Consider the following 24,422-nt stretch of genomic DNA (forward strand, 5'->3'; position numbering starts at 1 on the left):
CCATCGCGTCACTCGTCTTATATCACTATATTAGATTATACTAATTTAAAGACGGGATGGCAAGGAAAATCTGGGATATCCTCCTGAATTACGGCTTCACCGGGGTGGCGTCGGCGGTCTGATTCTCCAGCGGCGCATGGCTTTGCAGATAGACCTGAATCAGTCGATGATCCTCTTTTTCCAACTCGACCATCGGCTTCATGGCCTTGAGCAGGTCCGGCCATTGATCGACGGCGAACCAGTCGGCGGGATAGGCCATATGGCATTGTCCGCATTGCAATTCATACAGCCGCTCGGCAAAGGTCCAGATCGCTTGCGGATCGGCCACCAGATTGTCCCGGCGCACCCAGCCTTCCAGGGTAACCGGGGTCCAGTTGCCCACCGCCCGGGCCGGTTCCACCTTCAGGTGGCTTTGGGCCGACTTGCGCAGGCCGAGGCGATAGAGACGCCGTCCCTTGTCGGCGAAGACCACCGTTGATTTGCCCATTTCCTGCCATCCGGCCACGCGGACCCGCAAGGCATCGGGGGTCTGCTCCAGGACCTCCAGCGGTGCGGCGGCGAGCACCGAACCCAGCGTCGCGGCTCCCGCCGCATCCCCGTAGAGTTCGATGGTGCGCACCGGGTACAGGGTTTTGGCCTGCGCCATGGCCTGCCCGGCGGTCTGATTGAGGGCGGCGCGGGCGGCGGCGATGGCCGGTTCGACATCCGGACGTTTATGGGCGATTCCCTTGTGACAGCCGACGCAGGTCTCTCCCCGCGCCTTGGCCTGGGCATGGCGGTGGCGGGCCTTTTCCCGTTGTTTGTCCGACAGCATGCGATCCCAGGAATGACAGTTGCGGCACTCGGAAGAATCCGTCGCCTGCATTTTCCGCCATACGTTTTCGGCCATGGACAGGCGTTTTTCCTCGAATTTTTCCGGGGTGCCGATGGTGCCCATGATCTTGTGATACAATTCCGAGGTGGCGCTGATCTTGCGCACCATCTTCGGCCCCCAGGCTTTCGGCACATGGCAATCGGAGCAGACGGCCCCGACACCCGATCCGTTGGCCGCATGAACCGAGCTTTTGAATTCCTCGTATACCGGCCCCATTTCGTGACAGCCGATGCAGAATTCCTCAGTGTTGCTGTATTCCACGAACCAGACAAATCCGCCAGTCGCGAAGACCCCCAACAATCCGCCGAAAATCAGCAGAGTCGCCGCCGCCAGCCGACTGGGCCGCCACAGCCAGCGCCACAGATTTACCTTTCGCTCGTGCTTCTGCATCACTGCTCCCCCGCAGTTTGGAGATCTGTATATTATAAATCTTTCATATTAGATAAATATAATAAGTATTCCAGTTGCTATCTTATAACTTTTCCTTGATTTCTGCGTCAATATTCATTTACCATCCAGAGTACTTTTTCCAAAGGGCCTTTTTAGGTTTTGTTGAATACTTGGTCATTAATATGACATGTTTCATGCCAACGGGGAGGAACCGAATGAATACGCTGCAAGCCAAGGCGTCCCGAATGGGAGCCCTGATTTCCTTTGTCGCGATCTTGTTGCTGTCCTGGGGGGCACAGGCCCTGGAAATTCGGGGACAGTCCGTGCCGCTCAATCATGTCTCCGCAGAGGACTGCAAGGATTGCCACAAACAGATCTACGAGCAGTGGAAAGGCTCCATGCATGCCCAGAGCACCGCGTCGGGCGACCCCATCCACAATGCCTTCTATCGCAACGTGGTCGGCGACCCGCATGCGGAAGGCGTGCTGGATAAGAAGGGCAACTACCCGAACTGCCTGCTGTGCCACGCCCCCAACGCGGCCATCGACAAGGCCACCAAGACCGATGCCATGCCCGCCTATAAGGAAGGCGTCAATTGCACGGCCTGCCACGCGCTGAGTGCCTTCAAGGGCATTCGCACCGAAGACGGCAAGTTCCGCCTCGGCATGCTGGCCTATGAGCGCGGCGACACCCTGAACGGCCCGTCCGGTTTCACGTCCGGCGGCGACGCGAACGCCCTGCCCGGAATGGACGAGACCGACAATCCCCATGTGGCCGAATCCAAGGGCCTGTACATGCCGCTGGAGGGCAAGCCGCGGATGTTCCGCACCGCCGATGCCTGCATGGGCTGCCACGACCAACGCAACAACGGCAACAACGTGCCGCTCTGTCAAACCGGCAGTGAATATGCCGAGGGCGGGTCCAAGGTAACCTGTCAGACGTGCCATATGTCGTTGACCGACGGCTTGGCCGATCACTCCATGGGCGGCGGCCACAACATGGGCATGCTGAAGCGTTCCATGGTGCTCGACGTTGCCACCGAAACCGTCGGCGATCAGGTCAAGGCCACGGTCTATCTGGAAAACCTGCAACCGCATACCATGCCGACCGGCGCGCCGTTCCGGACACTCTATATCAAGGTCGTGGCGCTGGATGCCGAGGGGGCCGAGGTCTGGAGCAACTACAAGACCAACCCGTCGGAAGAAGATCCCCAGGCCTATCTGCACTTAGAACTGCATGACGACGAAGGCAAGCCGACCCTGCCGCCGGTGGCCAAAAAGGTGGGTCCGGACAATCGCCTGAAGCCGTTCGAGAAGCGTGAACTGGCCTACAACATCCCGGCAGCCGGTGTGGCCGCCGTGCGCGCCGAGGCCCACTACAATCTGCTGTGGCCGAACCTGCAAAAAGCCATGGAGGGCAAGATTCCCGACCCCCTGCGCACCCCGCAGGCCTTCATGAAGGTGGAGCGGAAGCTCTGATCTGACGGAACGTCCTGAAAATCGAGGCCCGGCGGACTCCCTGCCGGGCCTTTTTCATGTCAGGGCGGCGACCAATTGCGGGCCTTCGGTTTTCAGGAATTCCAGAAAGGTACTGACAGCCAGCGGCAGTTGGCGCTGTGCCGGATGCACCGCGTACCAGGGCCGATGCAGCGGGAACCCCTCGCACTCCAGCACGGTCAACCGGTTCACGGCCAATTCCAGGGTCAGGCTGTGGCGCGACAGCACCGCCACCCCGAGCCCGGCCATCACCCCTTGCTTCAAGGCCACGCTGCTGCCCAGCTCCATGTAGGGGGTGACCGTGTGACCATGTTCGGAGACCAGCCGTTCGAAGGCTTGTCGAGTGCCTGACCCACGTTCGCGCAACAGAATGCGCTGGCCGAGCAGGGTTTCCAGATCCACCGGCCCGGACCCGGCCAGGGGATGGTTCGGCGCGGCGACGATGACGATCTCGTTTTGCAAAAAGGGCGTGCTGACTACGTCGATACGCTCCGGCACCTGTCCCATGATGTAGATGTCGTCGAGCAGCGATTCCAGGCGTCCGATCATGGAATCCCGGTTGGTCACCGCCATGGAAGGCTGCACTTGCGGATGACGGCGGACGAATTCTCCGAGCAGATGGGGCAAAAAATATTGCGCCGTGGTCACCGCCGAGACCCGCAGCGGCCCGGCCACCTCACCGCGCAGGGAGTCCAGGGCATTGTCCAGATCGGCCATGCGCTCCAGCACCGCATGGCTGGCCTCGAACAGCACCCGCCCGGCCGCCGTCAAATGCAGCCGCCGCCCGACCTGATCGAACAGCGGCAGGCCCGCATGTTCTTCCAACCGCTTCACCTGAATGGATACGGCGGGCTGGGTCAGGTGCACCTCGCGGGCCGCCTGGGTGATGCTGCCCAGTCGGGCCACCGCCTCGAACAGGCGCAATTGCTGTAAAGTCGCATGCAGAGCCATGGCGCTACGATACTATATACTGTTGTTCATGTGAAAACACTAATTCATAAATATAATTTATAGTATGTATGAATATTAATCAATTCCATTTTGTTTATGGCCTCCCTATACTCCCACTCAGTTGACGGGGGTTCCGGTTTGAAGTTCCGTCCAGAAGCGAATGGGGAATAGGTCGCGGCGGTTAACGTCCGACCGAACGAAACGAAGCAAACAAAGGGGATCCGTTATGGACCAGTCTAATCGTTACGCCGATTTGAGCCTCAAGGAAGACGACCTTTACAAAGGCGGCAACCATGTGCTCGTCGCCTATCTGATGAAGCCGAAGGCCGGCTATGGCTACCTGGAAGCCGCCGCCCACTTCGCCGCTGAATCCTCCACCGGCACCAACGTGGAAGTTTCCACCACCGACGATTTCACCAAGGGCGTGGACGCGCTTGTCTATGAGATCGACGAAGCGGGCGAGATCATGAAGATCGCCTATCCGATCGACCTGTTTGATCGCAACATCACCGACGGTCGGGCCATGATCGTGTCTTTCCTGACCCTGGCCATTGGCAACAACCAGGGCATGGGCGACATCGCTTATGCCAAGATGCTCGATTTCTATGTGCCGCCGAAGTACCTGCGCCTGTTCGATGGCCCGTCCAAGGACATCTCCGACATGTGGCGCATCCTCGGTCGCCCGATCAAAGACGGTGGTTACATCGCCGGGACGATCATTAAGCCGAAGCTCGGCCTGCGTCCGGAGCCGTTCGCTCAGGCGGCCTATCAGTTCTGGCTTGGTGGCGACTTCATCAAGAACGACGAACCCCAGGGCAACCAGGTGTTCTGCCCGGCCAAGAAAGTCTACCCGCTGGTCTATGATGCCATGAAGCGGGCCATGGACGAAACCGGTCAGGCCAAGCTGTTCTCCGCCAACATCACCGCCGACGACCATTACGAAATGGTGGCCCGTGGCGAATTCATCCTGGAGACCTTCGGCCCCGACGCCGACAAGGTGGCCTTCCTGGTCGACGGCTACGTGGGTGGCCCGGGCATGGTGACCACCGCCCGTCGCGTCTTCCCGAACCAGTACCTGCACTATCACCGTGCCGGTCACGGGGCGGTGACGTCGCCGTCCGCCAAGCGCGGCTACACCGCCTTTGTGCTGGCCAAGATGTCCCGTCTGCAGGGTGCGTCCGGTATCCACGTGGGCACCATGGGCTACGGCAAGATGGAAGGCGAGGCGGACGACCGCAACATCGCCTACATGATCGAGCGTGACAGCGCCGATGGGCCGTTCTTCCATCAGGAATGGGAAGGCATGAAGCCGACCACCCCGATCATCTCCGGCGGCATGAACGCCCTGCGTCTGCCGGGCTTCTTCGAGAACCTGGGTCACGGCAACGTCATCAACACCTCGGGCGGCGGCTCTTACGGCCACATCGACAGCCCGGCGGCGGGTGCCATCTCCCTGCGTCAGGCCTACGAGTGCTGGAAAGCCGGTGCCGATCCCATCGAATGGGCCAAGGAACACAAAGAGTTCGCGCGCGCCTTCGAGAGCTTCCCGGGCGACGCCGACAAGCTGTTCCCGGGCTGGCGCGATAAGCTGGGCGTGCACAAGTAAGACGCACCCCACAGCTCCCTGACACGGAAAAGCCCTCGCCTCACGGCGGGGGCTTTTTCTGTGGGGTTATTGGGCGGTGGAGAACGGCGCCCCCCTCACACCACGAAATACCGGGCCTGCGGGTGATGCACCACCACTGCGGCCGTGGATTGTTCCGGGTGCAGTTGGTCCTCGTCGGCCATTTGCAGGCCGATGCGGTCGGCGCCGAGTAGGTCCAACAGCAAGTGTTGCTGGGCCATGTCGGGGCAGGCCGGGTAGCCGAAGGAATAGCGGGCGCCGCGATAGTCCTGCTTGAGGATGCGGGCCAGATCGCGGGAATCCTGATGGCCGAAGCCCAGTTCGCCGCGAATGCGTTTGTGCAGGTATTCGGCCAGCGCCTCGGCCATTTCCACCGACAGGCCATGCAGATACAGATAATCCTGATAGCGGTTGGCGGCGAACCAGTCGCGGGCCACATCGGAAGCCCTTTGGCCCATGGTCACCGCTTGCAAGGCGATGACATCGCGCGCCCCGCTGTCCACGTCGCGGAAGAAATCGGCAACGCACAAACCATCTTGGCGATTCTGGCGCGGGAAGGTGAAGCGCCCCACCTCGGTGCTGCCGTCCTCGGCAAACAGAATCACCTCGTTGCCCTGCGAGGCGCATTTCCAATAGCCGTAGGCGGCCTGCGCCTGGAGGATATTGTCCTTTTCGCAAAGGTCCAACATGCGGTTGAGGATTGGCGTCAGTTCGGTCTTGGCCCAGGCCTTCCAGTCGTCCAGGCTGCGCCCGGCCTTTTTGAAGCCCCATTGGAACTGATAGAGCATGGTTTCGCTGAGGAACGGCACCAGGGCGCGGGGGTCCATTTTTTCGATGATCCGCGCCCCCCAGAACGGCGGTGTCGGCACTTCGGTACTGGCGTGCAGCTCCGACTTGCGGGTCTTGACCTCTTCCCAATCCACCGGGCGTTGGGATTGGTCGGGCACCTGGAGGGCGCTGTCCTTGGCCCCACGCTTGGTCTGCCGTTCGGCCAGATGGCCATCAAGGGAGCCATCTACCGTCTGATTCATCAGGTTCAAGCCATCAAAGGCATCGCGGGCATAGGCCACCCGCTTGGCCCCATAGGCATCGACGCAATCGGTCTCGACGTATTTGCGGGTCAGCGCCGCGCCGCCCAGCAGCATGGGCATGTCCAGGCCCTGGCGGGTCATTTCTTCCAGGTTCTCGCGCATGATCACGGTGGATTTGACCAGCAGCCCGGACATGCCCACGGCGTCGGCCCGATGCTCTTTGGCGGCATCGATGATCGCCTGCACCGGCTGTTTGATACCCAGGTTGATCACCTTGAAGCCATTGTTGGTCAGGATGATATCGACCAGATTCTTACCGATGTCGTGCACGTCGCCTTTGACCGTGGCCAGCACCAGGGTGCCCTTGTGGCTGCCCTCGACCTTTTCCATATGCGGTTCCAAATAGGCCACGGCAGCCTTCATGGTCTCCGCCGATTGCAGCACGAAGGGCAACTGCATTTGCCCGGAGCCGAACAGTTCGCCGACCACCTTCATGCCATCGAGCAGCAGGGTATTGATGATTTCCAGCGGCGGATAGCTTTTCATCGCCTCGGCCAGATCATCGTCCAGCCCCTGCTTATCGCCGTCGATGATGCGCTGCTTGAGCCGTTCTTCCACCGTTTCCGGGCGCTCGCGGACGCGGGCCTCGGCGGCGGTGCGGTCGGCGAACTGGGCGATGATCTCCTGCAACGGGTCGTACCCCTTGGTGCGGCGGTCGAAGATCAAATCCTCGGCCACCTTCACTTCGTCTGCGGCGATGGTATGCAGCGGCCGCAGCTTCGACACATGAACGATGGCCGCCGTCATGCCCGCTTCCAGGGCATGGTGCAGAAACACCGAATTGAGCACATGGCGGGCCGCCAGCTTGAGCCCAAAGGAGATATTCGACAGCCCCAACACCACCTGACATTCCGGCAATTCAGCCCGGATGCGGCGGATGCCCTCCAGGGTCTCGATGGCCAGCTTGCGATCATCTTCGTTACCGGTGCAGATGGTGAAGGTCAACGGATCGAACAACAAATCGCCCGCCGGCAGACCATGTTGATGGACCGCGAAATCATACAGCCGATGGGCAATGCGCAATTTCTCGTCGGCGGTCTTGGCCATGCCCTGTTCGTCAATGGTCAGGGCGACCACGGCGGCTCCGTACTTGCGGGCCAGCCTGAGCCGGGCGGCGGCGGGTTCCTCACCATCCTCGAAATTGATCGAATTGAGGATCGCCTTGCCGCCATAGAGCTTCAACGCCGTCTCGATCACCGGCAGTTCGGTGGAATCGATGACCAGGGGCGCGGTGACAGAACCGCGCATCCGGGTCACCAGGTTGGTCATGTCGGAAATCTCGTTCCGTCCGACAAAGGCGGCGCAGACGTCGATGGTATGGGACGCCTCGCGCACCTGATCGCGGGCCAGGGCGACGCAGGCATCCCAGTCCTCGGCCTCCTGAGCCTCGCGGAATTTCTTCGAGCCATTGGCGTTGCAGCGCTCGCCGATGGACAGGAAGGCGTTTTCCTGGCGCAGCGGCACCTGGGAATAGAGCGAAGCCACCGACGGCACCCAATGCACTGAGCGGGTTTTCGGGGCCGGGCGGAGGGCGTCGGACCCGGCGCGGCGGCGCAGCATGGCGTCCAGAGCCTGGATGTGCGGGATGTTGGTACCACAACACCCCCCGACAATATTCACCCCGTCTTCCTCAACGAAACGCTCGACCCATTTGGCCAGTTCATCGCCGCCCAGGGGATAGACCGTCTGCCCGTCAACCAGTTCCGGCAGTCCGGCATTGGGCTGCACCGAGATCAACCCCGGCCAGTTCTCGGCCAACCACTTGATATGCTCTGCCATCTCCTGTGGCCCGGTGGCACAGTTCAAGCCCATTAAATCGACGCCCAGGGAATGAACCACGGTGGTCGCGGCGGCAATGTCAGCCCCGACCAACAAGGTACCAGTGGTCTCGACGGTCACCTGGACAAAAATGGGAATGTTTTTGTCACCGCGCGCCAGCTTGGCGGCGTTGACGGCGGCCTTGATCTGCAACGGGTCCTGGCAGGTCTCGATGAGGAAGGCATCGACGCCGCCCGCCGCCAAGCCTTGGGCCTGTACGGCCAGCGCCGCTTCCAGCTCGTCGTAGCCGATATGGCCGAGGCTGGGCAGCTTGGTCCCCGGACCGATGTCGCCGAGGACAAAGCGTTGACGCCCATCGGTGAATTCTTCGGCCACCTCGCGGGCCAATTCGGCGGCTTCCTTGGACAACCCGAAAGCCTCTTCAGTCAGCCCGAATTCACCCAGGGTGATCGGTGAAGTGCCGAAGGTATTGGTGATCACCATGTCCGACCCGGCCTCGAAATAGCCGCGATGGACCAGCCGCACCACGTCGGGCCGCGCGCGGGTCAGGATATCGGTGCAGTTCTCATGACCCCAGAAATCCTTGTCCACGTCCAGGTCGAGCGCCTGCACCCGCGACCCCATGCCGCCGTCGCACAACAAAACCCGCTCTTGCAGAACGTCGAGAATATGCGCCATGTCACCCTTGCCTATCGGAAATTTTCAGCCATTCAGAGAGGCCGCACCCTATACAAAGTCGGCCCCCGGCGCAAATGGGGAGTCGCCGCCCCACCTCTCCTAACGGCATCGGCCCCGGTCCACGTTGGCGAAGCGGGTTTCGGTGGTGGCGAAATAGCAATCGCCACCGGCAATGGCGCGGCAATAGCGGCCTTGCCCGACCGGTCCGAGAGACAGGCCGGAGACCTTGCCATCCGGGCGCAGAACGGCGTCGAGAACCATCAGTTCCCCGGTGTCGGCCAGTTGCAGCAGGGCGGCCCCGCCGGTATCGGTGCGATGATAGCAGGCCATGCGACGAACCGACAAAGCGGCCAGACTTTGCGCCGCCTCACCCCGCTCGGCGGCCATGTGCAGCCGTGCCGCCGCGTTGCCCAACACCCCGGGCAGTTTATCATTGAGCCATATACCGCTCAGGTCGCGCAGGCGGATCGGATCGGCAAACAACTTTGCCGCCGTACCGGTGGCGCCGCCCCGCAACAGGGCGGCCAACCCGTTGAGCACCCGGTTGCGATCCTCGACCGTGGACGCACGGACGGGGACGGTTTCCGGAGCCTCGGCGCAGGCTTGGACATCATCGCCCAGGGCCGCCCGGGCCGCCATCAACGGACGCAGGGCCAGCGCCGCATCGACCGGAGACAGACCGAGGCGATCAGACATCACCCCGGACAGGGAATCGCAGGCCAATTCCAGATCGGCCCCGGTGGCGTGCAGCGCATAGGCGGTCAGGTCGCGTTCCTCGTGCAACAGTTGGCCGATGGGATGCTGTCCATCGGCAACTAAGGACAGGGGATCGGGTTGTTCCGTCAACAAGGAGGGTTGGGCGGTCAGCCGCAGATCGAAGGTCGCCACCGGAGAGCCGTCCCGGTCGGCGAAGGTGGCCTGATGAAGCGACGGTGTGTCCGGCTGATCGAACGGCAAGGTCCAGGCGGTCAGCGGCTCGATGACCAGCGATGCCGGGGTGGACAACCCCTCCATAAAGGCCTCGGATTCGCCCTGGAAGGCGGATAATTCCTCGGCGCGGGCCAGACGATCCCCCGGCGGCAACAGGGCCAGCACCCGCGCCGCCGTCTCGGCCATGCGGCGGGCCGTCTCCGGGTCCTCGCCCTCGAACAGATGAACGCTCAAGGTGATCGTCGCCGTGCCGCTGTCCCGGACGGCGGTCAGCGGCATCAGCCCCTGAAACCCGGAAGCGGCGGGAAACAGGCTGTCATAGCCCGCCCCTGCGTTGCGTCGCTCCAAAACCAGGATCGGCAGGCTGGGAAAGCCCCGCCCATCGTCCAGGGTGACCCGGGCGACCAGCACCATCGTATGGGCCACGCCGCGCAGCAGACCGGCCAGATGATGGCCGACAACGGCGGCGTCCTGCGGCCGCAGTTCGAGGCTCAGGTACTGAAAATCCACCGGATCTCGCGGCAACGGCACACTGTTCCCATCCGGCCAGACGCGGCTGGTCTTGGCAACCGATTGGCGCAATGCCGGGACATCGGTGTCTTTCAGACCGACCGACCGGGGGGCCGGTGACGTGACCGGCGGCGCGGCAGACGGAATCATCGGTTCGAGCAGCGGCACACCGACCACCAGGAACCCCCCGATGGCCAGGACCGCGGCCAGACCGCCCCACAACATCCATTTCATGCCGTTCCCCCCTGCTCCGTCCCGAAGCTAGCAGCCGATGCCCTAGCGATCAACCGCCCGGCTCCTTGTCGCGCAGCCGGTCCAGGCGCAGGCGGTGACGCTCGTCGGTGAGCCGCAGCACGCCGCCCAAGACCGCCACCATCACCCCCAGTCCGACCGCCCCGGCAATCAGAAACATGATCAGCAATTGATACTTCACCGCCTCGGTGGGGGGCACCCCGGCCAGAATCTGACCGGTCATCATGCCCGGCAGGGAGACCACACCGGAAGCCGCCATGGCATTGACGATCGGCATCAACCCGGCGCGCATGGCATCGCGCATCACTGTTTCCATGGCCTGCCACCGATTATGGCCGAGGGCCAACCGGGCCTCGATGGCGGCCCGTTCGCGCACCGTTGCCGCCAGCAGCCGGTCCAGCCCCAGCGCCACCCCGGTCATGCTGTTGCCCATGATCATGCCGAACAACGGCAACGCATAGCGCGGATCGTACCAGGGATCGGGGCGAATCTGGGTGGTCAGGGCAAGCAGCGTGACCATACTGCCAGCCAGCACCATGCTGCCCGAGCCCAACCCATGAGCCCACCAGCCTTGCAGTTTGTGGTGCTGGCGCGCCGCGATTTCCCGCCCGGCGAACAGCACCATGACCAGCGCCGCCGCCCCGGTGGCCCAAGGGGAGACCCAGGCGAATAATTGCGTGAGCACCAGGCCGATGAGGGTCAATTGCACCGCCATGCGCAGGGCGGAAACCAACAGCGTGCGTTCCAGCCCCAGACGCAGACGCATGGACAGACCGCCATTGATCAGCAGCAGCAGGGAAGCCAGCGCGATATCCAGATAATCCAGTTGCACATAGGTCATGGCCCGACCTCGCTCAGGTGACCGCTGTCCATGCGCCATCGCACATCGGTCAAGCGGCCGGCCTGTTCGGCGTTGTGGGTGACCAGCACAATGGATCGCCCCTCCCGCAACTGTGCTTGCAACAACGCCTCGACCCGCTTGGTCGAGTCTGGATCAAGACCGGAAGTCGGCTCATCGAGCAACAGCACCGAGGGTTCCTGCAACAACAGCCGGGCCAAGGCCAGACGCTGCCGTTCCCCGGTGGACAGATTGAGGATCTTGCGCTCGACGATGGCCGGGGACAGGCCCAGGGCCTCCAGCAGATCCGGGCTTAGGTTTGTAAAATGATCCCGCACCCGGAGCGCCCACCAGCCCGGCTCGGCGGGCAGATAGGCCACCCGGCGCCGCCATTCGGGGGCCGGGAATTCGGACCGCAAGCGACCCTCCAGCATGACCTGGCCGTCATTGGGGTCCAGGTCGGCGAGAGCGCGCAACAACAGGGTCTTGCCCGATCCCGAAGGACCGCTCACCCCCAGACATTGGCCGGGCAGCAGCGTCAGGTCGACCGGATGTAGGCCGGGTCGGCGGAGAGCCTGAACTGAAAGCATGGGCCCTCCGCCCGACAACTTTGGCCCGCTCTAGGCGGCAGGCAGAGCCTTGAGTTCGCGCAGGACATGGTCGCGCACCTGCGGCACACCGGCGCGATCAAACAGACTGGCGGCGTGGGAGAAATGATCCCGTGCCCGTTTGAGGTCCTGCGAGACCTCCAGCCGGGCCAAGGCCAGCAGGGCATGGGCCTCGCCGCGCAGATCGCCCATTTCGGTGCAGATGGACAAGGACTGCCCGAGGGTTTCCCGCGCCCCTTGCAGATTCCCCAGCTTGCGTTGCACCTCGCCAATCCCGGTCAGCACCGCCGCTTCGCCCATGTGGTCGCCGCTGTCACGGAAGATTTCCAACGCTTCGTCATAGGCCTCGTGGGCCAGATCCGGGCGCCCCATGCGGCGTTCGATATGGCCCACATGTTTCAACACCACGGCCTTGCCCAGGTCGTCGCCGACCGCCCCGTAAAGCTCACAGGCTTTCTGATAGGCGGTCAGGGCCTGATCCTCGCGCCCCTGGCGCCGCCCCAGATGGCCCAATCCCTTGTAGCACTTGGCCTCGCCGCGGCTGTCTCCGGTCTGTGCCATGAGTTTGCGCGCCCTGTCGTAAAAATCCTCGGCCTCGGCATAGATCTCCGCCGAGCGGGCCAGATCGCCCAATTCCAATAAAGCCTGGGCCTCGCCACGCTCGTCTCCCGAGGCTTGGAAAATGGTCACCGCCTGATCATAGGCCCGGCGGGCGGCGGAAACGATCCCGGCATCGCGCTCCAGATGGCCCATCACCATCAGCGCCTCGGCGTGACCTCCCTTGTCTCCCGCCTTCCGGTACAGCTCAATGGCTTCGGTCAAGGAGTCGCGGGCAGCGGAGGTATCCCCGGAGAGCAGCAGCCGCTCGGCTTCAGATTTTCTGATGTCCGCTTTAATCATGACGGCTTCCTCTTGTTATATTGAAAGGCCATGAGATTCTACGCCCCGCGCGCCTGCCGAACAACGACTAAAGTCTCTTTGCCACCCACTCTTCAGAGTTTTGCGAGACTTGGCCACACGCAAAGATTGACGGTAGGGACGGCACCGGGCTCAAAGCATCGTGAAGAACGTCTTTGTAGGCTGATTCAGACTTGGAATTCAGCCACAACACAGTATTGTTGGAGCTTCAATAGGTGGGGGATAACGGGTCGTGAGTCCATCCGACGACTTCAATCAGGTTGCCGAAACGGCGCGGGCGACAGTCGAGCACTTGCAGAAGCTCAAGATTGAGCCGACTCCGAATAATTTCACCGTCTGGTATCACTACCAGGTGGGGGACATGCCGGATCTCAGCCGCACGCTGGATATCCTGCTCGACAATAACCAGGAATTCACGCCGGAACGCAACGCCGACATTCATCGCAAATTCTTTACCGTCGACGACGAGCGCGACTCCATGCGCGCGGCCAGCGACCAGTTGGAAGCGCAGATTTCACTGGTCATGTCCTATCTGACCGACATGGGGGGCAATGCCAAGGACTATGGTGCCACCCTGGAAACCCACTCCCGCCAAATCAGCCAGGCCGAGGGAGTCGGCGACCTGAATTCGGCCATTGCCAGCATTCTCGAAGCGACGCGCGCCATGGAAAGCCAGAACGCGGCGCTGGAAAAACAATTGTCCGCCTCCGGCCAACAGGTCGAGCAGCTGCGGTCCGACCTGGACAAGATGCGCCATGAGGCCCTGACCGACGGACTGACCGGCATTCCCAACCGCAAGGTCTTTGATTCCGCCCTGCGCACCGCCGCCGCCGAGGCAATGGAGGTCGGCGGCAATCTGTGCCTATTGATGATCGACATCGACCACTTCAAGCGCTTCAACGACACCTACGGCCACCAGATCGGCGATCAGGTGCTGAAGGTTCTGGCCTCCGTGCTGACCGGCAGCATCCAGGAAAAGGACACCGCCGCCCGCTACGGGGGTGAAGAATTCGGCATTATTCTGCCCGGCACCTCGTTGGTCGAGGCGAAAGCGGTCGGTCAGGTGGTGCGTGAAAAAATCGGCAACAAGTCCCTGGTCAACCGCAAAACCGGCAAAAAAATGGGTCGCCTGTCGGTGTCCATCGGGGTCAGCCTGTTCCGTTACGGCGAGCCCCTGACCCAGATGGTCGACCGGGCCGATGCCTGTCTCTATGCCGCCAAGGGGCGCGGTCGGGATATGGTGATCTGCGAAGATGAATTGACGCCCGAGGAACTCGCCGTCACCGGATAGACTCGAGAAGGGTTGGTATCCATGGCATGACGGCACGGCACATTACATATTCCCATGTCCTCCGGACCTTGCGCCTGCTGTTGCGCAATGACCAGTTGCTGCTGGCCCTGCTGGCGGTGATGGTTGGCGGGCTGGTCGGCGGCGCGGTGGTGCTGTTCCGCGAATCCATCGGTTGGTTTCAAATTCTGGGCTTCGGCTCCGACACCGAATATCTGGCCGACTGGGTGCGCCAGCTGCCCGCCTGGCAGGTGCTGCTGGTGCCCTCGGCGGGAGGGTTGCTGGTCGGCTTGTTTCTCCATGTCTCGATGCCCAACGGACGGCCCCAGGGCGTCGCCGATGTGATCGAGGCCTGCGCCCTGCGCGGCAGTCGCATGTCGTTGCGGGCCGGACTCGGGGCCGCCCTGGCCAGCGCCGCATCCCTGGGAACCGGGGCTTCCATGGGACGAGAAGGACCGGCGGTGCATCTGGGGGCCAGCCTCGGGGCCTGGATCGCCGAACGTTTGCGCCTGACCCGCAGTCTGGCCCGCACGCTGCTCGGCTGCGGCGTCGCCGCCTCGGTCGCCGCCTCCTTCAACGCCCCGCTGGCCGGGGCCTTGTTCGCCAACGAGGTGGTGATCGGCCATTACGGGGTCAGCGCCTTTGCTCCCATCGTCATTTCCAGTGTGACCGGCACCCTGGTCTCCAGAGCCATGTATGGCGATTTTCCGTCTTTCGTCATCGGCGCCCATCCCATCGGCTCGTTTTTCGAGTTTCCGGCCTTTGCCGGGCTGGGGCTGATCTGTGGACTGGTGGCGGTGCTGTTCACCCTGACCACCCGCTGGGTCGAAGCGGGGTTCGACGCCACCCGGCTCCCCGGCTGGAGTCGTCCGGCGCTGGCCGGTCTGCTCTTGGGCGGGCTTGCCCTGTGGTTTCCCGAAGTGCTCGGCGTCGGCTACGGCACCACCGACAAGGCCTTGAACGGCCTGTTCCCCTTGCAGATGCTGGTGATCCTGGCCATTGCCAAATTCTGCGCCACCAGCCTGTGTGTCGGCAGTGGCTTTGCCGGTGGGGTGTTCAGTCCGGCCCTGGTGCTGGGTGCCCTGATCGGCGGCGCCTATGGGGCCGTCGCCGCCGGATTTTTCGCCGACCTGTCGGCGGGCGGCGAGGCCTATGTGCTGATCGGCATGGGAGCCATGGCCTCGGCGATTCTGGGGGCGCCCATTTCAACCACCCTGATCATTTTCGAGTTGACCGGCGACTACGCCCTGACCATGGCGGTGATGATGGCGGCCGTAATTGCCTCGGTGCTCATGCAGCAATTGCAGGAAAAGTCATTTTTTCATGCGCTGCTGGTGCGCCGGGGCATTGACCTGGAGGACGGATTCTGTCGCGGTATTCTGCGCGGCCAGCGCGTCCAAAGCGTGATGCTGGAGCGGGCCGATGTGATCGACCTCGCCGCGACCTTGACCGCCATACGGATTGCCCTTCAGAAGGCCTCGGAGGGCGAACTGTTTGTCGTCGATGCCGACAACCGGCTGATCGGCACCATCACCCTGGCCGACCTGAGCGAGGCGGCCTTCGATCCGTCGCTCAACGATCTGATCATTGCCGCAGACGTGGCGCGGCGCTTTCCGCCGCTGCTCTGTCCCGAGGATGATCTGGAACGGACTTTGCGGCTAATGCACGAGCAGAACGCGGAAATCCTGGCCGTGGTCAAGGATCGAGAAAGTCGGGATTTCCTCGGCATGGTCTGTTTGCGAGACGTGATGGATTCTTACAATCGCGGCTTGATCGAGGCGCGGATCGAGGAACGCCGGTAATCCCCATTCCGGTCTTGAGGCCCATCGCGGCTTGCAGTAGGGTGCCCTTCCCTCGATGGCGGGTTGCCCTGGGGGCCTGTAGCTCAATTGGTTAGAGCCGGCCGCTCATAACGGTCTGGTTGCAGGTTCGAGTCCTGCCGGGCCCACCAATTCGGTACAAAGCTGGGCACCGGTTCGGTGTCCGGCTTTGTTATTTTCAGGGCCGCCGCTGCCAGGGCTGATTTTGGCCCGAAGATGCGGATTTCTCCGTCATCCACTTCGACCCGGTCCACGAACAGGCGGACATAGTCCTTGCGGAAGGCTTAGAAAGACGCCCCTGATTTACTCCGCACAAACGCCAATGGTTCCATCGGCCATTTTCGCCTTGCATACCCGCGTTTCTCCCGTAATCACGTTTTCCAACCGAGCACCCGTCATATCGGCGCCGGAAAAGTCCGCGAACCGCACGTCGGTGCCCTGAAAAACTGCGCCCCTCAGATTTGCCCCTCTCAGGTCTGCATGCGTCAAGCCGGTATCCTCCAGCCGTGCACCTGAGAGATCAGCGCCCCTTAAATCGGCTTCCTGCAAATCCGCGCCCGAAAGATCCGCGTGGCGCAGGTCGGCCCCTCTGAGGTCAGCCCCATCCATTAGCGCGTTCCGCAGCTGCGCATTGTGGAGTATGGCTCCCTTCAGGATTGCCCCTTGAAAGTCGGCTTCATCGGCGGTTACCTGTTCCAGGCTGGCACCCGTGAGATCAGCAGAATCCAATTTTGCATGGCTGATGTCGGAAAGGTCGAAGCGCCCGCCCGTAGCCTTTGCAAATCTCAAGTTCGCCCCGATCAGGGAACTGTTTGCGATAACTGCTTTTTCCAGGACCGCTTTGACCAGTCTGGCTCCGTTCAAATTACAGTTTTGAAAATTGATCATCGACAGCATGCCGCTTTCGAGGTTGGCGTTGGCGAAATTCGTGCCCTCCGCATCCAGTCCGAACAGATAGGCGCCACGGATATTGGCACCGGACAAGTCGAGGTCGTTGAGGTCTCCATAGCGCAAATCACAAAACTGGCAGTCCTTTTGAGACAAAAGTTGTTCAAGACTCTCCGGCATGGCTGGGGCCGTCGCGCCACAGCCAGACACCAGGAACCCCATCAGGATCATGAATGAGCGGGACAATGTCATGGGCTCTCTTTCACCAAACAAATGGCTCAATAGTATAGAAAATCAATGGCTTGCTTGAGGCGAAAGGAAAGATCCTCCCGGGCCTCCCAGCGTTCCAGGGCGACATCGCCGGTGCGAAATTCCCGATACAGGGCATTATCCTGCATGTGCCGAAATACCGAGGCCCAGTTCGGATAGGGCTTGAACCAGTCGGCGTAGAGGGCGCGGAAATCGTTCAGTGCATCATTGTCGCCCGGTTTCGCCGCATCGGTGACTCCCTTCTGGTAAACGTATTCCGGAAGCCGAGGTGTGATCAGCAAGAGCACCGAGCGATTGAAATCGGTCGTGGTCTTTTTGTCGAATAGGTATTGGACAATGGGTATGTCGCGCAGAAGTGGGACACCGTTGTCCGTGCTCTCGGACTCTTTTTCACTTAAGCCGCTCAGGATGAGCGTATTTCCAAAGCGCATGGCTACGGTGGCTCCCACCGTCGTGCGGCTGGTCTCAAGGGTCGAGGTGAAGCCCGTAATCTTGGAATTGGGTGTATTCAAATACTTGCGTTCTGCCTCGACCTCGATCTTGACGCGGCCGTCGTCCAGAAGCGTGGGTGTGATCCCGAGCTTAACCCCCACATCATCCTCGATTGAAACGGAATCGCCGGTACCGCCTGCCGTCGAGGGAAGGGTGGAGGCCTTGATGCTCACGCCCGAGAAGAACTCCGACTTCTCGCCGTTCATCGCGACAAGGGTCGGACGGGCGAGAATTTCCGTGCGACTGTTGGCCGCGTTGGCAATGTTGATGGAATAGGTGATCGACGGAATGGTCAGGGCAGAAGAGATGGCCTTCGTGACATTGCCGACAGTCTTGCTGCTGCTGGTCGTTGCCTGAAAGGCCGCATTGCTGTTTGAACTGCCCAGTTCCATGGTCAGGCTATTGAGCAGATTGACGCCTTTCGACGTGGTTGCGGTCTCTTCGGTCCGGATGATCACCACGTCGACGATGACCATTTGGTTCTCGTCGGCGTCTTTCTTTTTCTCCTCGCCGGGACTTGCTTCGTTGGCCTCGGTGTCATCCAGCGGTCCAGTTTCTACTGCACCAGTCGGGGCGGCGGCGGGTTTAGGAGCCGTCTCGACGGAGCTGTCCTGCCAGCCGGGTTCGACATCACGCACCATGCCTTCACTGGAAATGCCGATTTCAGCCAACTGTTTTTGGTTGCGAGCATAGAAGCGGTTCCAGTCCGCAAGCCGCTTAGCAAGCGCCCCAAGGGAAGGGTCCGCAGACCCGGAGCCATCGGAACCATCGGCAAAGATTTGCGCTGCGTCCGTATCGCCGAGCCCGGCCAGCGTCATCGCAGAAGCCCGCCTTACGCGTTCACTATCCGGCTCAATCGCTCTCAGTTGGCGCAGCACCCCCTCGGCCAATGGCAAGTCGCCTACGTAATAAGACGCGACGGCCATGTTGTAGAGCAGGTCCGGGTCGGAAGCGTCGAGGTTCAGCGCCTCGGCAAAACGATTTTGCGCGGCTCTGAAATTGCGCTGGTCCAGTTCAAGCAGACCGGCAAAGTAGTAAGCCACCCAATTGGATGGATCAATGCGGATGGCCCGATCGTACCCTTGACGAGCCAAATCGTATTCACCATCGGCGCCATCGAGAGCTTGTAGGTGGTACGTTAGCGCCGTGAAGAAATTCAACATCGCGTTGGCGCCATCGGCGGCCAAGGCCTTGTTGAACGCGATAAGTGCCGCATCCAGGTCGTGACCGTCCAGATGTCGTATGCCTTCAGCGGCGAGCCGTCGAGGCTCGGATGTCACTTTGTCCTCGGGGATGGCGTCGGCGATCGACTGCGCCCCCCGGGCCATGACAGGTGAGGACGAATCCGTCGTTGCGCAACCGCCGAGTACGACCAGCCCGAACAGAACGCAGGCCGACAGCAACTTACCTGTATGCTTTTCCAACCCGGCGCAGTTGGTTATGGGTTCAGACAATGGAGACATATGAATTCCGTCGCAGCGTCATTTCCTACCGTAAACCAATCAGACGAAATGGGGAGCCCCCTTAGCGGACAGAGCTCACTTGGCGAACCAAGCGAGCTCTGACAACCGTCTCGTCATAAAGTTTATGAGTCGCTATCCATGTAGATGGTGAACTCCTGGTGTGCGGCGGAGTCGCCGCTGGCTTTGTTGACGCCATACAGCCTGAACCCCTCACCGCGCTGAACTGTCCAATAAGTTCCGAACTTATTGGAACGAATACGAATCTTGTCGCCTTGTGTGATACAGGATCCAGATTTTTTACCTTCTACAGATTCGAGAATGAATTGCTCGTTGCTCCTGGCTTTATCCGCTTTCGAGTCAACTGGGTTCTCCTTCCTATCCAGCCGCAGATATCGATTCTGGCGTTTGTCGTTGTAAACCAGGAAAGAGACATTCGATCCATAGGTGGGGCATGTATCTTCTTTTGTATCTTCATCCCCCTGGACCTGATGATACATGATGAAGGTCGCGTAGCCTTCCGGCTGATCGTTCGTGGCGTAAACGTCGTTGTTGTTGCCACCGTCCTTCACCATGACGAACTTCTCAACGTAGGACTGTAGATGAACAACGACACCAACGCTGTCGCCATCGGGACGGAAGGAATCATCGCCATCAGAATCTTTGCCCAGGCAGATATCCTGGCTCGGTATGCTGAAATTCTGTCCGAGAATTTTTTTGCTGCCACTGACCCGGAAGCACCCGCCACTGAGGTCCAGGCCCTCGTCGAGGCTGACCTTGATGCTGTCGCACTTCGACGTCTTGTGGCCGGCGAACTTCACCTTGACGCAGAACTTGGCCTTGCTGGTCGTGTTCAGGTGCCCGCCGACTTCCAGCGAGCCATTCTTGACCAACAAGGACGCCTCCACCGTGCCGTCCCCGGAGACCCTCACCGAGCCACCACTGAGGCCCAGTTTCTTGCCGTATTTATAGCTCTTGGAGGTTTTCATCTCGGTGTTCGGCCAGCCTGACGTATTGAGGGTCATGTCGCCAAAATCGAAATCGCCGAGGTTCGATACCGCCGCCAGCTTGCTGCCGCCCAGCTTGAGGTTTGTCTTCAACTCATCGAAGCCCAATTTGCCCGCGTTCAGAGACAGGCTACCAACCTTAAACACCAAATCTTCCGCGGCTTTGATGCTTGCCTTCCCCTTCTTGTTGACTTTATCGACGCCTTTGACGGCCAAATTCTTGCCAAGAATGGCGATCTTCCCGGCGTATTCGACGGCCCCCTCGGCCGCCTGACACGGCTTCACGCGAGGCGCATCAAGCTGGTAACCGAAAATCGATGATTTTCCATCGATGTCGAGCCAGCACTTGGAATCGGTGACTTCGCCTGCGACTTTGACACTGCCGAGGTTCTTGGACTTCAACGTCGCGGAAACGTCGAGACCGCTGGACGTCAGACCGAGATGCAGATCCTTGAACTTGACCGCGTTGATATCGAGCAGGCTATCGGAGTCCAGGATCACGCCGAACTTCTTTTTGTTGGTGGCATAGCCGTATATCGACGCATCCGCTGTCAACATCGGCGCAACAAAATGCAGGACGTTTTCGAGTTTCTTGTTCAGGTCCGGCGTGGTCTTGCCGAAACCGAAGCGAACGCCGGACTTGTCGATGGCGACGGATCCTTCGCCGACCGTAAACTCGGCATCGAGCTTGAGAACCTCGGTCGACAGGGTCAGGGCCCCATTGGAGCCGACCTTGCCTGAATCCGTGTTGATGCACAACTCGGTATTCATCGCGACGGCCTCGGCCAGGTCAAAGGAACCGTTCAACACCACATTGCAGGAAAAGCTCTCCGTTTCCTGCTTCGACTTGCCGGTATAGAGCGGCATCGAAGAGGTGAATTTGAACGCCCGCGTGCTGGAATAGCCGAAACCGGCGGAGGTCGTCTCGCCTTCCTTGGACGCTTTGATGAACTGGTCGACCCCTCCGACGAGTTCCTGAACCGCGGGGAGCGGCCCTTCGTAGTAGAAGGTCCCCTTGTTGAACTCGATCATCATGGTGACGTCCACGTTGCCGGTCCCCGGCACGGAAAAACTGGCGTTGTCGCCGACCGACAGGGTCACTGCGTTGCTGACCGAGGCGACCATGACCATTTCCGATTTCGAGAACTCCGCGTTGGCGGGCGCGTCTTCGATGACGTCACCCGGCAGAAGGGAAAATTCGAAACTGCCTGCGGAAATGCTGAGATCGGAAAATTTTGGCGCGACGGATACTTTGAAGCTGCCGCCCGCCTTGCCGACCTTCGCCTCGGCATTGAACAGGTTCAGTTTTCCGATCACGATGTCGGCGTTGACGACGTAATAGGTATCGTTGCCTTGCTGTTCGGTCGTCCAGGGTTTGGCGGCCTTCAGGTTCAGCGTCTGGCTGGCAAGCGAGACGGCAAGCGTGTTGTCATCTTTTAGTTTCACATTCAGGGTGCTGGCCGCCGATGCATCGTGCGGCCAACTCAAAACGACAAGACAAATGACAGTCGCAAGACGCGCAAACATACCCAACACTTTTCTCCCCATGACAACGATCAATAGCCTGCTGCCACGTTAAGGTGACAAGTGTCCGGGGAGCAACTGACACATCTGTCAGATAGGGGCCAGAATCCGGCATTGCACGTAACTGGGGCAAAAGTCCGGGCGGTCAGGCTTCGCAGCGGGCAGCAACCAATTCCGGGAGGTGCGGCACCGGCGTAGCGACGGCCGCGCCGAGGCGGGTTCCGAGGAAGTCCCAGAACGAAATACCGAGTTTGCGGCAGGTCTTGGCGAGGCCGAGGAAGGCGTCGCGGCAGTCACGTCCGGGGTCGCTGCGGGTGGTGCCGCTGACCTTGCGGCGGATGACTTGGCAGCGGATGTCGTTTTCCGATCCGTTGGTGTGGAGCGGGATTTCCGGCCGGTCGAGGACGCGCAGCAGTTCGGTCTTGTTGGCGTGAAGGCGAGCGAGCAGGCGGTCCAGCGTGGCGAAGCCGGTGCGCCGTCGGAAGAGGCGGTCGAAACGGGTCTTCAGTTCGGCCTTGCGGCGCGGGGCCGGGGCGGCGCGGTAGGCTTTGAGGTCGGCGTAGAACCACCAGATCAGGCCACGAACCTTCTCCTTGGCGGCGCGGGCCGCCTCGGTGAAGGTGTCGAGCTTGTGGACCAGCCGCTCGGCGTGGACCCAGCATAGGGCGTGCTCGCCGACATTGAACTGGCCGGCATCGTCGGAGACGATCACAGTGCCGTCGAGGAAGCCGTGGGCAGTGACGGCGCCCCACAAGGCACCCTCGGTGGCGATCGTCACCGGGGCGGGATGGACCTTGAGGGCAGCGATGCCCAGCGCACCGAGGTGGGCCTGCCACGCGGCGTGGTCGGCGAAGCGGCGCACCGGGTGCCCCGCCAGGGTGGCGATGACCGAACCGGCAAGGCGACGATGGCGCATGTAGGCGAAAGCCTGGTCGTTGAGGACATAGTCGCCGTGGCCGGCACGCAGCAGGCCGAGGAAGTTGGCCCGGCTCTTCGATCCGGTGGTGGCGAAGAAGGTGAAGGCGTCGTTGCCGATCTGGGTGCAGACGCCGTTCTTGCCCTGGTGACGGGCGCCGGTGTCGTCCACCGAGATCCAGCCGCCGTGCGTGAGCCCCGCCCGCAGTACGTCGCGGGCCTCGGCGACGAAGGCGTCGTTGGCATCGGTCAGGATGCGCACCACCTGCCGCTTGGAGATGTCCACACCGAGCATCCGCAACAACTCGACCAGGCGCGGCACCGTGGTCTGACCCTGGTGGTATTGGGCGAGGATGAAGCGCTTGATCTCGGGGCCGAAGTGGTCGCCGATCCCGGCCGGCAGCGGCGCCAGCACCGTGCGCCCGTCCGGCGTCAGCCAGCGCTCGCGGCGATAGCGCACGACCCGCGGCTCGATCTTCAGGTCCTGGATGGTGAAGTCTTCGTAGCCCTTGAACCGCGACCCCGGCGGAATGGCGGTGGCGACGACGATCCGCTCCTCGACCGGCGCCGACGGCGCCTTCGGCCCGCGCCGCCGCTTCTCTCGCCGCGACCGCTTGTCCGTCGCCTTGTCCATCCCGGACGGCGTCGATGGTGGCTTGATGTCCGGCTTGCCCTTCAGTCCTTTCAAGCGCGCGATCTCCTCGCGCAACGCCGCATTCTCCGACGACAGCCGGGCATTCTCTTCCAGCAGCCCCAGAGCCAGCGGCTTGAGCACCAACGGTGAAAACGCATCAATATCTGGGCGTGGCTTGACCATGCCCCACAGAATCATGAAACAGTGGCCGATTCAACCAATTGTGAGTCCGTCGGCCGCCGCCGCCCGGACTTTTGCCCCAGTTGCCATTGCACCAGATAACCAATTGAAACTCTTGTGGATCAGGCCGCGAACTTCAGAACCTCAGGGGATGTATCCGGTATTCGTGCGCGGCGTGAACCAGCAATTGCTGCATGGTCGCATAACCGCTCCGGTCTCTAGCTTTGTTGAGATGGTACCGGACGTTCCCGTAACTCATCCCTGTAATGATGGATATCTCTTGCAAGGTCTTGCCCGCCGCCATCCACCGGAGACATTCGAGTTCCGTTTCCGAGATGGAGAGCTGCTCTCGAGGCAAAATTGCGGACCGGTGTTCCTCTTTGTCCCATTTCACTAGGTAGGCCAGTGTGAAAGTCGTCAACTGGTTGAACAGGGCGTCGGAGGCAGGTTTGTAGAGCCCGATCACCATGAGATATTTCGAACTGTGGTGTCGATAAGGCACAAACATCAAATCCTCCAAAGGCGGCACATCTGGAGGCGAGACTATGCGCTGGACCAGTCCGCTGGTGAAAGGCACATAGCGGCTGATCCGGTACAGGGAGGTCGGGTGCTTTCGCCGAAAGAGCCAAGTGGATAACCATTTCGGGCTCCGGTCAATCGCGAGCTCGGCAATTTGCCGCGGCAGATCGGGTGCCACCTGCCCGGATATGTCCTGGGCAAAGACCAGCGTGACCGGCGAGCGATCCCGGCAATTTTCGTCGGAAGCAAGGAGCGCAATGCCTCCCACCCCATTGACGGCATACTTGTCGAACAGAATGGACAAGGCCGCATCCTGAGACTGCGCCGACAAAAGGCACTGTAACTGTTCGTGAAAGTCGTCCACGCTGGGGTCGGAATTAAGGTTCATGGTCAGCCCTACGCAGAACCCGCCAAAATCTGAGCAAACTTCTAATTTCCTATACTACGTACTTATTCTCACAATACTTAATACGCTTTGCCACTCAC

General features: G+C 61.1%; 16 protein-coding genes and 1 tRNA gene. 5 read left to right on the top strand and 12 right to left on the bottom strand.

Translation table 11 applies throughout. The features are described 5' to 3' along the window. Nucleotides 1-88 precede the first annotated feature (88 nt). Nucleotides 89-1,264, bottom strand: coding sequence for a NapC/NirT family cytochrome c (locus tag ACYQ1P_RS05025; RefSeq protein WP_460019251.1), 1,176 nt, complete (start codon nt 1,262-1,264; stop codon nt 89-91). Nucleotides 1,265-1,479: 215 nt separating this feature from the next. Between ACYQ1P_RS05025 and ACYQ1P_RS05030 the strand changes: the two genes are divergently transcribed. Next, the gene (locus ACYQ1P_RS05030; protein WP_460019252.1) at nt 1,480-2,742 is read left to right on the top strand and encodes a multiheme c-type cytochrome; all 1,263 of its coding nucleotides are present in this window, start codon (nt 1,480-1,482) and stop codon (nt 2,740-2,742) included. A gap of 54 nt (nt 2,743-2,796) precedes the next feature. Here ACYQ1P_RS05030 and ACYQ1P_RS05035 read toward each other — a convergent pair whose 3' ends face one another. Further along, entirely contained in the window at nt 2,797-3,711 is a 915-nt protein-coding gene (locus ACYQ1P_RS05035) for a LysR family transcriptional regulator (RefSeq protein ID WP_460019253.1), read from the bottom strand. Nucleotides 3,712-3,937: 226 nt separating this feature from the next. Here ACYQ1P_RS05035 and ACYQ1P_RS05040 point away from each other — a divergent pair, with 226 nt between their 5' ends. Beyond that, a complete protein-coding gene (locus ACYQ1P_RS05040; RefSeq protein ID WP_460019254.1) occupies nt 3,938-5,317 on the top strand; it encodes a ribulose-bisphosphate carboxylase in 1,380 nt (459 codons plus the stop codon). Between the two features lie 95 nt (nt 5,318-5,412). On the opposite strand, the gene metH is transcribed toward ACYQ1P_RS05040, so the two are convergent. From metH to ACYQ1P_RS05065, 5 genes are all read right to left on the bottom strand, one after another. Next, complete coding sequence (gene metH, locus ACYQ1P_RS05045) at nt 5,413-8,883, bottom strand: methionine synthase (protein ID WP_460019255.1); 3,471 nt, start codon at nt 8,881-8,883, stop codon at nt 5,413-5,415. Nucleotides 8,884-8,982: 99 nt separating this feature from the next. Next, nucleotides 8,983-10,557 carry a hypothetical protein gene (locus ACYQ1P_RS05050; protein WP_460019256.1) on the bottom strand — a complete coding sequence of 525 codons (1,575 nt, stop codon included), beginning with the start codon at nt 10,555-10,557 and terminating at the stop codon, nt 8,983-8,985. A 49-nt stretch (nt 10,558-10,606) separates the two neighbouring features. Then, nucleotides 10,607-11,416, bottom strand: coding sequence for an ABC transporter permease (locus ACYQ1P_RS05055; protein WP_460019257.1), 810 nt, complete (start codon nt 11,414-11,416; stop codon nt 10,607-10,609). Then, nucleotides 11,413-12,003, bottom strand: coding sequence for an ABC transporter ATP-binding protein (locus ACYQ1P_RS05060; protein ID WP_460019258.1), 591 nt, complete (start codon nt 12,001-12,003; stop codon nt 11,413-11,415). The genes ACYQ1P_RS05055 and ACYQ1P_RS05060 overlap by 4 nt, the downstream gene beginning before the upstream one ends. Nucleotides 12,004-12,033: 30 nt before the next feature. Then, complete coding sequence (locus tag ACYQ1P_RS05065) at nt 12,034-12,921, bottom strand: tetratricopeptide repeat protein (RefSeq protein WP_460019259.1); 888 nt, start codon at nt 12,919-12,921, stop codon at nt 12,034-12,036. Nucleotides 12,922-13,171: 250 nt separating this feature from the next. Between ACYQ1P_RS05065 and ACYQ1P_RS05070 the strand changes: the two genes are divergently transcribed. From ACYQ1P_RS05070 to ACYQ1P_RS05080, 3 genes are all read left to right on the top strand, one after another. Next, nucleotides 13,172-14,230, top strand: coding sequence for a GGDEF domain-containing protein (locus ACYQ1P_RS05070; RefSeq protein WP_460019260.1), 1,059 nt, complete (start codon nt 13,172-13,174; stop codon nt 14,228-14,230). A 68-nt stretch (nt 14,231-14,298) separates the two neighbouring features. Continuing rightward, nucleotides 14,299-16,029 carry a chloride channel protein gene (locus ACYQ1P_RS05075; protein WP_460019261.1) on the top strand — a complete coding sequence of 577 codons (1,731 nt, stop codon included), beginning with the start codon at nt 14,299-14,301 and terminating at the stop codon, nt 16,027-16,029. A gap of 72 nt (nt 16,030-16,101) precedes the next feature. Further along, nucleotides 16,102-16,178 (top strand) — tRNA-Ile (locus ACYQ1P_RS05080). 172 nt (nt 16,179-16,350) lie between these two features. On the opposite strand, the gene ACYQ1P_RS05085 is transcribed toward ACYQ1P_RS05080, so the two are convergent. The 5 genes from ACYQ1P_RS05085 to ACYQ1P_RS05105 form a co-directional block, all read right to left on the bottom strand. Then, nucleotides 16,351-17,187, bottom strand: a complete 837-nt coding sequence (locus ACYQ1P_RS05085) for a pentapeptide repeat-containing protein (RefSeq protein ID WP_460019262.1) — start codon at nt 17,185-17,187, stop codon at nt 16,351-16,353. A gap of 26 nt (nt 17,188-17,213) precedes the next feature. Further along, nucleotides 17,214-19,160, bottom strand: a complete 1,947-nt coding sequence (locus ACYQ1P_RS05090; protein ID WP_460019263.1) for a tetratricopeptide repeat protein — start codon at nt 19,158-19,160, stop codon at nt 17,214-17,216. A 122-nt stretch (nt 19,161-19,282) separates the two neighbouring features. Beyond that, the gene (locus ACYQ1P_RS05095; protein WP_460019264.1) at nt 19,283-21,691 is read right to left on the bottom strand and encodes a fascin domain-containing protein; all 2,409 of its coding nucleotides are present in this window, start codon (nt 21,689-21,691) and stop codon (nt 19,283-19,285) included. Between the two features lie 142 nt (nt 21,692-21,833). Then, the gene (locus ACYQ1P_RS05100) at nt 21,834-23,435 is read right to left on the bottom strand and encodes an IS66 family transposase (RefSeq protein WP_460018633.1); all 1,602 of its coding nucleotides are present in this window, start codon (nt 23,433-23,435) and stop codon (nt 21,834-21,836) included. Between the two features lie 118 nt (nt 23,436-23,553). Then, nucleotides 23,554-24,324 (bottom strand): helix-turn-helix transcriptional regulator, encoded by a 771-nt coding sequence (locus ACYQ1P_RS05105; protein ID WP_460019265.1) that lies wholly within the window; start codon nt 24,322-24,324, stop codon nt 23,554-23,556. Nucleotides 24,325-24,422: the final 98 nt, after the last annotated feature.

The organism is Magnetospira thiophila (assembly GCF_054657015.1).

Bases quoted from the DNA above. Each gene is read 5' to 3' on its own strand.
- ACYQ1P_RS05025 (WP_460019251.1), bottom strand. From the start codon at position 1,264: ATGCAGAAGCACGAGCGAAAGGTAAATCTGTGGCGCTGGCTGTGGCGG.
- ACYQ1P_RS05030 (WP_460019252.1), top strand. From the start codon at position 1,480: ATGAATACGCTGCAAGCCAAGGCGTCCCGAATGGGAGCCCTGATTTCC.
- ACYQ1P_RS05035 (WP_460019253.1), bottom strand. From the start codon at position 3,711: ATGGCTCTGCATGCGACTTTACAGCAATTGCGCCTGTTCGAGGCGGTG.
- ACYQ1P_RS05040 (WP_460019254.1), top strand. From the start codon at position 3,938: ATGGACCAGTCTAATCGTTACGCCGATTTGAGCCTCAAGGAAGACGAC.
- metH (WP_460019255.1), bottom strand. From the start codon at position 8,883: ATGGCGCATATTCTCGACGTTCTGCAAGAGCGGGTTTTGTTGTGCGAC.
- ACYQ1P_RS05050 (WP_460019256.1), bottom strand. From the start codon at position 10,557: ATGAAATGGATGTTGTGGGGCGGTCTGGCCGCGGTCCTGGCCATCGGG.
- ACYQ1P_RS05055 (WP_460019257.1), bottom strand. From the start codon at position 11,416: ATGACCTATGTGCAACTGGATTATCTGGATATCGCGCTGGCTTCCCTG.
- ACYQ1P_RS05060 (WP_460019258.1), bottom strand. From the start codon at position 12,003: ATGCTTTCAGTTCAGGCTCTCCGCCGACCCGGCCTACATCCGGTCGAC.
- ACYQ1P_RS05065 (WP_460019259.1), bottom strand. From the start codon at position 12,921: ATGATTAAAGCGGACATCAGAAAATCTGAAGCCGAGCGGCTGCTGCTC.
- ACYQ1P_RS05085 (WP_460019262.1), bottom strand. From the start codon at position 17,187: ATGACATTGTCCCGCTCATTCATGATCCTGATGGGGTTCCTGGTGTCT.
- ACYQ1P_RS05090 (WP_460019263.1), bottom strand. From the start codon at position 19,160: ATGTCTCCATTGTCTGAACCCATAACCAACTGCGCCGGGTTGGAAAAG.
- ACYQ1P_RS05095 (WP_460019264.1), bottom strand. From the start codon at position 21,691: ATGTTTGCGCGTCTTGCGACTGTCATTTGTCTTGTCGTTTTGAGTTGG.
- ACYQ1P_RS05100 (WP_460018633.1), bottom strand. From the start codon at position 23,435: ATGATTCTGTGGGGCATGGTCAAGCCACGCCCAGATATTGATGCGTTT.
- ACYQ1P_RS05105 (WP_460019265.1), bottom strand. From the start codon at position 24,324: ATGAACCTTAATTCCGACCCCAGCGTGGACGACTTTCACGAACAGTTA.